Source organism: Desulfobacula phenolica (assembly GCF_900105645.1).
Taxonomy (GTDB): domain Bacteria; phylum Desulfobacterota; class Desulfobacteria; order Desulfobacterales; family Desulfobacteraceae; genus Desulfobacula; species Desulfobacula toluolica.
In genome coordinates this window covers 15,228-27,037 of the sequence record NZ_FNLL01000008.1, presented here as the reverse complement: position 1 = coordinate 27,037, position 11,810 = coordinate 15,228, and the positions used below count along the sequence as shown (strand labels likewise).

The window sequence follows — 11,810 nt, the reverse complement described above, 5'->3', positions numbered from 1 at the left end:
TATAATCTGGAAATTGTTGCTTTTATTTAGGTTAACCTTTTAAAGGAATATTGTTTTTTGTCTTTAACAGAGAGTCAGGCACGTCAGGATTTGATTGATATCCAACTTGCCAAAGCCGGTTGGAGTATGGATTCCTACACTCTGATTGAAGAATTTTATACGGGATCTGGTCATGAGATTCGAGAAGATCGTACACCCTATAAGATCAAAGGCGAATTTGTTGATTATGTTTTGCTTGATAGAACCAGAAAACCTATTGCTGTTGTAGAAGCGAAAAAAACAAGCCGGGATGAGCTATCGGGTAAAAGACAGGCTGCAGATTATGCTGATCAAATAAAGGCAAAATTTGGATTTGAGCCTTTTATTTTTCTCACAAATGGTAAAGAAATACAGTTTTGGGATCGCCCAAACTATCCACCTCGAAAAATTAGTGGGTTTTATAACAGAGAAGATTTAGAACGCCTTGTCCACCAAAGAAACTATTCGAAATCACTTGTTCAGATAGCCCCCAACCCTGACATTGCCGGGCGTGATTATCAGACGGAAGCCATTCGCAGGATTACTGAGGCTGTAGAGAAAAGCCATAGAAAATTTTTACTTGTGATGGCAACTGGTACGGGGAAAACACGTACAATTATAAGTGTTATAGATATACTTTTAAGGGCAAAACGTATCCAACGTGTTCTTTTCCTTGCAGATAGAAGGGAGTTAGTTCGACAGGCGCTTGGGAGCTTTAAAGAGCATTTGCCCAATGAGAGCATTGCCCGAGTAGAGGGAGGGGAAATTCCAACCGCAGCAAGGATACAACTATCAACCTATCCCAGTATGATGCAAGTCTATGAACAACTATCTGTTGGATATTATGACGTCATTGTTGCAGATGAAAGCCACCGTTCGATTTATAATCGATACAAAGCAATTTTTGATTGGTTTGATAGCCTCCAAATAGGTCTTACCGCAACGCCAACGGATTTCATTGATCACAATACATTTCAATTGTTTGAATGCGATGATGGCATACCAACATTTAACTATTCCTTCGAACAAGCAGTCTTAGATGAACATCTTGCAAGTTACAGAGTTTTACAGGCTCAGACAAATTTTCAAGTCAAAGGGATTAAAGCAGGCCAGCTCCCGACTCAAATTCAGGAACAAATGCAAACACAAGGGCTTGATCTGGAAGAACTGAATTTTGAGGGAACAGATTTAGAAAAAAAGGTTACCAATACAGGAACAATCAACTCAATTGTCCGTGAATTCATGGAGAAATGCCGCAAAGACTCTCTCGGCCTCCCACATAAAGCAATTATTTTTGCTGTAAGTCATGCACACGCTAAAAGACTGTATGAAAGCTTCAACCGATTGTACCCGGAATATCAACGGAAAGGTATGGCTGAAATTATAGACAGCCATATGGAAAGGGCCGAAAATACGCTTGATGATTTTAAATTTAAGGATATGCCCAGAGTGGCAATTTCAATAGATATGCTTGATACAGGGATTGATATACCGACAATCCAAACTTTGCTTTTTGCAAAACCTGTGTTTAGCCGGGTTAAATTTTGGCAAATGATTGGCCGTGGCACACGAAGGTATACAAATCCATTGACCGGAAAAGAGAAAACAAATTTTCTCATTATCGATTGCTGGAATAATTTTAATTATTTTCAACTAAATCCAGAAGGAGAAACAGAGCACCCGTCAGAACCTTTACCTGTTAGTCTTTTCCGATTAAGACTTGAAAAACGATCCCTTCTTTTGAGCAAACAAGAGGATGACAGCTACACCATTTCTGATTTGCAAAAAATGTTAATGGCCTTGCCCATGGAAAATGTAAATATCAGACCGCATATGGAAGAAATACAGGAGTTGATTCATTCCTGGTATTCACCGAGTTTAAAAAATGATCAACACCTTTCACAAACAATAGCGCCACTATTGAGATATTATTGGGCCGACTCATTTATTCAAATTCAGTTCCGTGTTGTGGTAGAGCGTACAACAGTAGCCTACCTGAATGGTGAAACTAAGAAAATAGCCGCGCTTTCTGAAAAAATAAAGGATTCCATACGCAATCTTGCAGAAAATGTTCGAGAGGTGGCTGCTGTAGCTGAAAAACGAGCCTGGATACTAACTCCCGGTTTCTGGGATAATCTTGATCTTCAACGACTGCAGGAGTTGCAAGATGTATTCGCCCCCCTCATGCGTTTCCGACAGTCACAACAAGCAGAGATGATTGAACTAAATTTATCCGATTATATTGCAACCCGGCGTTGGATTGTATATGGCCCTTCAGGAGAAGGTGCTTTTGTTGAAAGTTATCGTGAAAAAGTTGAAGCACATATAAAAAACATAGCTGATAAGCAACCGGCTCTTATTAAACTTAAAAAAGGGGCTCAACTTAATGATGAAGATATTCTGATGCTCTCAGAAGCGCTTAATCAGATCGACCTTTTTGTTACGGAAGATGTCCTTCGTGAAGTCTATCAGCAGCCGACATTGAATTTGCCGGATTTTATGAAACACATTTTAAACATTTCAAAACTCCCGGACAGAGAAGAACAGATCAAACAAGCGTTTGAACAATTCATTCACGCACATGGATTTATGAGTGCGAGTCAGATAAATTTTCTACGCGCCATCCGTGCTGCAGTTTTACGGCATGCAAAGATATCAAAAGAATTGTTATACAAACCACCCCTTTCAAGAGTAGGACAAGTTGAAAATCTATTTGCTCCAAAAGAAATAGAAGAAATTATCAATTTTGCAAACCATCTGGCTGAAGAGGCCGCATAAAAAAATTAAATATTTATAATTTAGATAAAGGAAAAAATGCTCGCACCACATTTGAAACAAAAAGTAGACAAGCTATGGAATAAATTTTGGACAGCCGGGATTACAAACCCGCTGGTAGCCATAGAGCAGATAACCTATCTTCTTTTCCTAAAAAGGTTGGAAGGCTTGGATGAAGAACGGATTATTAAAAATAAGAATTCAATATACGATCCCCAATATTATGAAAAAGGGGATGAGTGTCGCTGGAGTTATATCAAGCAGCAATCCAATGATATTCAGCATCTCATTGATGTGGTTTTCCCTTGGCTCAGGCAGTTGGAGAGTATCATGGAAAAAGCAGACACAAACGGATCTGACCTTTCCACTATAGGTGGTCGGATGAGTGATGCCTATTTCCAGCTTGATCCTGGAAAAGGGGCCATTCTCGCAGATGCCGTCAAATTGATTGATGAACTCTTTGGCCATGTAGAAGCATCAAGTGTCAGTGATGATATTATGGGCGATACTTTTGAGTATCTCTTGTCTGAAATATCTTCAGCCGGTAAAAACGGTCAGTTTAGAACCCCCCGCCATATCATCCGAACATTGGTGGAAATCCTTGATCCACAACCGGGAATGAGGATAATTGATCCAGCTGCGGGTACTGGTGGATTCTTGTTTTCTGCCATGAATCATATCTTAAAAAATAACACCGCCGAAGAATCATTAAAAATCGAATGGGATGGAACACCCCACAGGGCGGATGGTGCCGGCCTGGTTGAAGACTTTGATGAGGTTTTCAATGGATTAAATTATGTGGGTATCGACAATGACCGCACCATGGTGCGTATCGGCTGGATGAATATGATTTTGCATGGGGTCACTAATCCTCAAATACACCAGCGGGACAGCCTGGGAAAACGTAAAGAAGATGATAAAACAAAACATCTAATCGCCTCGGAAACTTATGACTGTGTCCTGGCCAATCCGCCGTTTACAGGTTCAGTGGATAAAGAAGATTTAGAGCGTACTTTATTCCCTGCAGCCGGGGCTAGTGGGAAAAAGGCCTCTTTAGCCATCACCAATAAAAGCGAACTCCTTTTTGTTTGGTTGATGTTAGATCTTCTCAAAGTAGGAGGCCGTTGTACTGTTATAGTCCCTGAAGGTGTTCTGTTTGGGAATACCGATGCCCATGCCAGCTTACGCCGTGAATTGCTAACGGAGCATCTGGTTGAAGTCGTTATTTCCCTTCCTGCCGGTGCATTTCAACCCTATACCGGGGTAAAAACTTCTATTTTAGTATTTCAAAAAGAAACCGCTAAAGCGCATGCCAGAGAGTGGAACACGAATAATCCTCCTCGTACCCAAAATGTCTGGTTTTATGAGGTAGAAGAAGAAGCATACACCTTAGATGCTAAACGAAATGAGCGAAAAGGGCAAAACAATGATCTATGGGATGTCATAAAAAAATTCAAAAACCGCTATGAGAATAATTTTGATGAGCTGGTTTATTTCCAGCCGCAATATTTCACTGAACGGTGGCGATTTGTTGATAAACAAGCCATGTCAGTGTTTGCAGATGTAAAAGAACTCCAGCATTGGAAAGATAGGGTGGCCGGAATTCATGAATTGTTTGGGTTGCCGGTTGACCCTGTTCAGGCTCGTGAGCTTATTGAAGCGACTCAAGCCAAGCTAATTAAAAAATTGGTAGGAAATATTTTAAAGTCTGCCACTCCTGATATATCTGAGAAAATGTCATCAAAAAACGTGGCTGACAAAAAAAAGGAAGCAAAAAAAGCCCTTAATATGGGGGCCAAAAAAGTTCGGTCCCTATGTTTTGCAAAAGGGATAAAAAATCTGTTTGATCAGGAAGAAGTGCTTGGCTGGCAATTATACCAGAATATGTTCAAAGAAACACTGGAGACTGAGACAGAACTAAACTTGCAGGAAATTATCAAGGGTAAAAAGTCTTCCCCTTCCAAATCTTCAGAAGATGAGTTTAAAAAGCAAATTAAAACAATCGCAAAGGAATTTGCCAAGCTGGACGGTTATGATGTCATGCTTCGTACAATAGATGTTCAAAAAAACGAAGATGGAATAAAGGAAACAAAATGCTGGTCAGCTCCGGTTCGGGTATATGCGCAGAACGATGAATGGGAAAGTGAAGACGGTCAACTAAAAGGAAGTCACGATGAGAATAACAAGATTCGGCCGGAATATGTTGAGAGTCTTGAGCTGTATGACAAAAAGGGGAAATTAAAGGAGGCTTTACTTGATCCTGACTGCATTGAAGCCCACAATTGGAAGCTTTCGGCAGGCCAGTACAAACCATTTTCATTTGAAACAATTAAAAGTGATAAAAGCGTTGCTGAAATGATTTCCGAACTAAAGAAAAGGGAGCAACAGATTATTGAGGGGCTTGATACATTGTTAGATATAGTGGAGGCACGATAATGCCACTGATTGAGTATCCACGATTATGGAAAGAAGTGGCTTTGAGTGAAGTTTGTAAAATTGTAGGCGGAGGAACACCAAGCCGTTCTAAAAAGAAATATTTTATAGGAAATATCCCATGGGTCACACCCACTGATGTAACAAATATAGAAGGACTCTTTATAGAAAACTCTGCTGAAAACATTTCTGAAGAAGGTTTGAAGAATTCGTCGGCTAAATTACTCCCAGCTGGAGCAGTCTTGATGACCAGTCGAGCTACTATTGGTAATGCAGTTATAGCATTAAAACCTATGGCCACTAATCAAGGTTTCGCAAATTTTATTTGCAACTCAGAACTATTGAGTAATGAATTTTTAGCTATATGGTTGAATGCAATAAAGAAGTTTTTAATTAGTAGGGCCTGGGGAACTACATTCAAAGAAATTTCGAAATCCACATTAGCTACTATAAAGATACCGCTTCCGCCTCTTCTGGAACAAGAAAAAATTGTAGGTTTAAGCAAACAAGTAGATGCGTTTGTAAAATTAAAAAATGACAGAAACACGTCTCTTAAAAAAATCACAGCCAGTTTATTTTGGAACTTTTTCGGTAATTATTTCAACCATGATGGTATTAAAAATGAAGTCCGGCTCGGTCAATATATCAAAGAAACACAATATGGGAGTTCAGATAGTGTGGCTGAATATGGGGATATTCCTGTATTTCGTATGAGTAATATAACCTTGGACGGATGGATAGACATTGAAAAATTAAAATATTTCGACAAACCTGAAGATGAAAACAAACCCTACAATTTAAAAAAAGGAGATCTTCTATTTAATCGTACAAACTCAAAAGAATTGGTTGGGAAAACATGTCTTTTAGAAAAAGACTATAAAAATTTTTCTTTTGCGTCTTATCTGATTCGGGTGCGCTTAAAAGAGGGGTTACTTCCCGAATATGTTTGGGCTCTATTAAATAGTGAATATGGAAAGAAAAAATTATTCAACATGGCTAAACAGGCCGGTAATATGGCAAATATTAATGCTACTGAATTGGGAAGTTTAGCGTTGCCAAAACCAGATATGAAATTGCAAATTCGATTTGCAAATGCAATTGATGAGATAAGAAAGATTAGAGCAAAAACCTTAAAAAATATAAGCATATTTGATTTGTTGAAAAAGACAATGCTGCATCATGCTTTTTCAGGAGAGCTAACACGTAATTGGCGTTCAAACAATCAAGCTGAATTAAGATCTGCTGCTGAACAAAGAGATGAGGCGCTTGGTATTTCAAAAAAGATAATTACAAAAGAATTGTCTATTCCTGAAGAACGACCCTGGTTATCCCGGAAAAAGCGCCATTGGCTAATGGATCAATTAAGCGACTTTCAAGGCTTTGTATATAAAGCTTTAAGGGAATGGAAGGGCACTTTGATCCCTTCGGAAGACCTTGAATCTTTTCGTGAGCAATCCTTCCCGATAGAACATTTAGAAGATGCAGATGATAAAATTCTTCGGGCATTGAATCAACTGGCAGGTCTTGGTCTTATTGCCAAAATTAGCCTAAACAATCACGAAGGCGAGTATGTCACCGGATTTAGAGGGTTTCGTGAAGAAGAGTTGTGTCAGGTAGCAGACAGACATTACTTGGCGAAAGGTTGATGGTATGCGATTACGGTATCTATCACTTAAAAATTATCCACCATTAAATGATATTGATATTTCTTTCAGTGCTGAGTCCCCGCTACACCGTGAGTGTGCGATACGGTTTGTTGTGGGTGTCAATGGCTCCGGTAAAACGCATCTTTTGCAGGCCATATTAGAAACATTCCTGTGTCTTGCAAGACAGCAAAAACCCAATTTTCCCGTGACCCTTATTTATGAGCTGGGCAAAGGGAAGCAGGCCAGAACACTACTATTTGATAATCCCGGAGATCAGGGTAGTCCTGGATGGTGGCAATCTAACTCAAGCCGGATTCTTTTTCCTCCGGAATTCAGGACTGGTGATTGGCAGGCAGAAGTCACTAAAGCTATACATGACGACGGGCACTGGGAACCACTGATTAAAGATGGTAATTGGCCCGGAAAAAGGGTTGGGCTTCCAAGAACGATTTTAGCCTATACTTCTGGACATACAGCACCTTGGGAGTCCATCTTTTACTTGGAACCTTCAGCTTCCAACTCCCGTATGGATATTGTGTCCCAAGCTGCTGATTATGATACAAGCCAAGAACGCCCTTTTGGTTGGACGCTTCAAAAAGAAATTGATTTTTTAGGACAAACTGGAATACAGGAAAAACAGGATGCTATCCATGAAATAAAAAAAATCCAAGAAGAATTCAGCAGCAGGGAAAGCGATCAGGAAATCTGCTTATTTATTACACCGCTGCTTTTGAAATTCGCACTCATTGCTGTCTCATTGCCTTTATCCATGGAAGAACTACGCAAATATGAAAATTTTGTAGATAAAATTCTTCGTCACAATACGTTGATAACAGATCGAGAAAAAGAACCGGGTCTGCCAAGATTGTTTCATCAGGTTGGTTGGCTGTGGCCGGTTTGTATTTCATTCACTGCAGATTTTAACCCAGATGATTGGTCTGAAATGGAAAGGAGTTTTAAAAGTTCCCTGTTTCAAGCCATGTTGGGTTTTGCCAGTGACGCAATTAAAGAGCCAGAACCCAGTTCCAAAAGGCGAATATTTTTTGATTTGAAATCAAAAAATACAGCCGATTTTGCACGTTCTCTCAATGATGAGGCCATGAAACTTCATTTTGGCTCTACGGATGCGTTTGAGTATGTGGGTGATGGGCTTTTACAATTCCTGGGAGGGAAAAAAGGACAACCCTATGATCATTTTAAGCAGCTTTTGAGTCTATACCAGCAAGGCATTATTGAGGATGTTCAGATTGCACTTAAAAGCACTCACACTGATGATATTCTTTTGTTTGATGAACTTTCAGATGGGGAACAAGTCTATTTAGGACGAATGGCCCTCTTTTATCTGATGCAGGGTAGAGATGATGCACTCCTATTGTTAGATGAACCCGAAAGTCACTTTAATGATGTTTGGAAACGCGAGATTGTATCTATTATTGACGAAGTCCTTGGGAATCAGACAAATGAGGTGATTATCTCCACCCATTCAAGTATTGCTTTGACCGATGTTTTTGACGATGAAATAAAATTGTTGAAAAAAGAGGATGGCAACGCATATGTCAGCAATATAACATCAACGACCTTTGGTGCAGATCCAAGCGAAATCATGATTAATATTTTTGATGCCGACGATAGCATTGGTAAGCGATCTTTGGAGTGGCTAAATGAACAATTAAAAAAAGAATGGACTCCAGACCAAAAGGAAGAATTAGAAAAGATTATCAAACGAATAGGCCCTGGATTGCATCGCTCTGAACTCAGAACCATTTGGAGAAAACTAAATGCTCTATAAAATTGAACAGGTCTGCTCAAATTATTTTAATTGGGTAAGACAACTTCAAAATGATTTGCTTTCTAAGGTCTGTGCAGAAGAGGTTTCAAAGAATCAAGTCTCAATAGAATATTTGGCAAATCAATTGACAGAACCGAATGAAAAATGGTTCCGAAGTTTATGCAATCGAAAGGATAAAATTAACAATCCCAAAAAAACATTTCTCCAGCATTTACAAATTATTGCCGATGCAACAATTGATGAAAAAAAATTGATTTTTGAAATTTTCATCAACAATCAAGCAATTGAAAAAAGTTTTGATGACTTGACTGCTGACGCTGTTCATTTGCTTAGAAAAATTGATGAAGTTAAGAATGAAACTATTCAGAAATCTTATCGGGGTTTTTTTTCAATTTTTTATGATCCTGTATTTTATAATGGATATCCGGTTAACCAAGAAATTGTGTTTAATAGAAAATATTTTGTAGATGCATTTTTTGAAGATAATGAAATTGGAGTTTGCGTTTTATGTGATGGGAGTTTGGGTGATCCAGATGTGGATCATTTTTATTCAAAAAAGGAATTCCCAGATCTTTCGCTACATATTGGGAATTTAGTGCCTATCTGTAAAACCTGCAACTCAAGGGCAAGAAAAGGTGAAAAAGCACCACTGGATTTTGCTCAAGTAGAGCAGTTTTTGAATTGGTATCACCCCTATTATCGATCTGCAAAAGGGTACACAGTTCGATTTGAAAATCGTGGACAAAAGATATTTCCTTTTCTTGATTCAGATGATCCCACCGAAAAAACACGACTTCAAAATTTCAATGAACTCATTGGATTAGAAGATCGATGGAGAAAAAAATTAACACACATTGTTCGAACAACTATTAAACAATTGAAAAGAGCCCAGTTCGAAAATCTTGAAAACAAACTTATGGAGATGGCTGAATCCAAAGCCTGCGAAATAGGACATTTGGACTCAGGCATACTTCACGCCGGGTACTTGAAAAGAGCGGGAGAAGGTTGTGAGTTATTAATTGATGAACTTCGGGAAGAATTCGGTTGATTAGTTCTACGGGATGTGGAATTCGGGGGACACCTTACCGAACTCCAACAACAAAAATACACCGGTCGAACCGGTGATTTTGTTTGTTCCTGGCGGCTGCTTCGCCAGGAACGCAGTGCTGACTTCATCCAGCCCCCTATCCCCGGCGCCTTACGCCGGAACTAAGAGCTGGACCGGTCACCGCACACCGATCAGCACCGCGTTAAAGCGAAAAATTTGAAAATACTGATATTCCAATTCCTGAACTGATTAACCGAACGCTGGCAATCTAAAAAGAGATATTTATGGAAAAATTTAATAATCAACTGGAAAAGTTAAAACAGTTTTTAAGCTTGCAAAGCAGTCAAAATCGGCTTTTCGGCACAGGTATAAGTTACGGGTCGAAAATACCTTTAATGTATCTCCTGACAGATCGTGTTGAAAAGATTGTCGAAGATATCGCAGGTGACGAAGAAAATTCAATATTGGAATCATTAAAAGCAGACCTCGGCAATCAAAAAGAACAGGTAATAACAGAACTCCATAACCGTTGGAATGATCCGGATAGTGAAACAGTCAAACGAATGAACCGTTTTTTTGAAAAATTCCCTGAAATATTAAAGCCGATTTTGGAGGGGGAATAAAATGGAACATAACTCAGAAATAATCATTTATACCGATTCGGATGGTACAACTAAACTTCAAGTGCAATTGGAAGATGAAACCGTTTGGCTGAGTCAAGAGCAAATGGCAATGCTGTTTGGAAAAGGAAGAACAACTATAACCGAACATATCGGGAATGTTTTTAAAGAGGGGGAGCTAAACGAAAAAGAGGTGTGTCGGCTTTTCCGACATACCACAAAACACGGTGCAATTGAGGGTAAAACGCAAAGCAAACGGGTCAAATATTACAATCTGGATGTTATAATTTCAGTTGGTTATCGTGTAAAATCTCCTCAAGGTACAAAATTTCGACAGTGGGCGACTAAACGGATTCATGAATACATTGTAAAAGGTTTTACAATGGATGATGACCGCTTGAAACAGGAAGGGGCAAGATCAAGATATTTTGAAGAACTTCTTCAAAGAATCCGGGACATCAGGAGCAGTGAAAGAAATTTTTACCAGAAAGTAACCGATATTTATGCAACCAGCATTGATTATAAAAATGATGCCGCTATAACCAGGGAATTCTTTGCAACCGTCCAAAATAAAATGCACTATGCCATCCACGGCCAAACAGCCGCAGAGATGATAAGCCAAAGAGTAGATGCAGACAAACCATTTTTAGGGCTTACCAATTTTCAAGGCAAATATATAACCACAAGAGATATTACAATCGCGAAAAATTATCTTTCAGAAGATGAACTGAAGCAGCTCAATCTCATCGTCTCCATGTACCTTGATTTTGCTGAACTCCAGGCAACAACCGGCAGATTAATGAAAATGCACGACTGGATTCAAAAACTGGATGATTTTTTGCGAATCAGTGAAAAAGAGCTTCTAACCAATGCCGGAAAAGTCAGCCATGAAAAGGCTGTTGAAAAAGCAAAAGTTGAATATGAGAAATACAGAAAAGCAAAGGATAAAAAATATATCTCTGATTTTGACCGTGAAATGAAAAAACTATTGAAAGATGATAAAAGCAAATAATAAAAAAATGGTGGGCAAACAGTCGTATTGCAATACTAATAAATATCATATATTTTGGTTTTCAAATACTAAAACAGGATTCAAAGTATGATCCAAAAATGCCCATTTTAGTAACCCCGAATTTTTTGGCTTGTTTCTTTTTATATTCTTTTAACAGGGTTATAATGTGTTTTTTATTAATCATCATCCTCATCCGTGTTTTATGTTGGATATTAAAAAATTATAGGTTTTTATATCCATCGCGTCAAATTAGATTTTGAAATGTGACAGATATCTTGAAACAATAAAAAATTCGATTTAAACAAACAACGGTGCATTTGCCAAATGGTTAACCCATCTGTAGCCCATGAAGATCTCCATAGGGCGTCCAAAGGAATTGATGACATCCCTTACGCCAATTTTCTTTGCATATGCTGTAATGATCGGTAAATGCTGAACCGTGAATCCGTGAATCTGCTGTTTCATGCTC

General features: G+C 38.8%; 8 protein-coding genes and 1 pseudogene. 8 read left to right on the top strand and 1 reads right to left on the bottom strand.

Annotation, left to right across the window (positions count from 1 at the left end; all coding sequences use genetic code 11):
- The first annotated feature begins 57 nt into the window (after positions 1–57).
- The 8 genes and pseudogenes from BLT94_RS13730 to BLT94_RS13700 all read left to right on the top strand — a co-directional run bounded on the left by BLT94_RS13730 (position 58) and on the right by BLT94_RS13700 (position 11,341).
- Positions 58–2,796 carry a type I restriction endonuclease subunit R gene (locus BLT94_RS13730; RefSeq protein ID WP_092235204.1) on the top strand — a complete coding sequence of 913 codons (2,739 nt, stop codon included), beginning with the start codon at positions 58–60 and terminating at the stop codon, positions 2,794–2,796.
- A 36-nt stretch (positions 2,797–2,832) separates the two neighbouring features.
- Complete coding sequence (locus BLT94_RS13725) at positions 2,833–5,229, top strand: type I restriction-modification system subunit M (protein WP_092235201.1); 2,397 nt, start codon at positions 2,833–2,835, stop codon at positions 5,227–5,229.
- Entirely contained in the window at positions 5,229–6,872 is a 1,644-nt protein-coding gene (locus BLT94_RS13720) for a restriction endonuclease subunit S (protein ID WP_092235199.1), read from the top strand. The genes BLT94_RS13725 and BLT94_RS13720 overlap by 1 nt, the downstream gene beginning before the upstream one ends.
- A 4-nt stretch (positions 6,873–6,876) precedes the next feature.
- Positions 6,877–7,062: pseudogene (locus BLT94_RS22670) on the top strand (AAA family ATPase); the annotation flags it as partial.
- Between the two features lie 15 nt (positions 7,063–7,077).
- Positions 7,078–8,661, top strand: a complete 1,584-nt coding sequence (locus BLT94_RS13715; RefSeq protein WP_245743125.1) for an AAA family ATPase — start codon at positions 7,078–7,080, stop codon at positions 8,659–8,661.
- On the top strand, positions 8,651–9,709 hold the full coding sequence (locus BLT94_RS13710) for a hypothetical protein (protein ID WP_092235193.1): 1,059 nt from the start codon (positions 8,651–8,653) through the stop codon (positions 9,707–9,709). Before BLT94_RS13715 ends, BLT94_RS13710 begins: the two co-directional genes overlap by 11 nt.
- A 284-nt stretch (positions 9,710–9,993) precedes the next feature.
- Positions 9,994–10,332: a hypothetical protein gene (locus BLT94_RS13705; protein ID WP_092235190.1), complete on the top strand. Its 339-nt coding sequence runs from the start codon at positions 9,994–9,996 to the stop codon at positions 10,330–10,332.
- A 1-nt stretch (position 10,333) separates the two neighbouring features.
- Positions 10,334–11,341 carry a virulence RhuM family protein gene (locus BLT94_RS13700; protein ID WP_092235187.1) on the top strand — a complete coding sequence of 336 codons (1,008 nt, stop codon included), beginning with the start codon at positions 10,334–10,336 and terminating at the stop codon, positions 11,339–11,341.
- 297 nt (positions 11,342–11,638) lie between these two features.
- Here BLT94_RS13700 and BLT94_RS22050 read toward each other — a convergent pair whose 3' ends face one another.
- Positions 11,639–11,806, bottom strand: coding sequence for a hypothetical protein (locus BLT94_RS22050; RefSeq protein WP_158406056.1), 168 nt, complete (start codon positions 11,804–11,806; stop codon positions 11,639–11,641).
- Positions 11,807–11,810 lie beyond the last annotated feature (4 nt).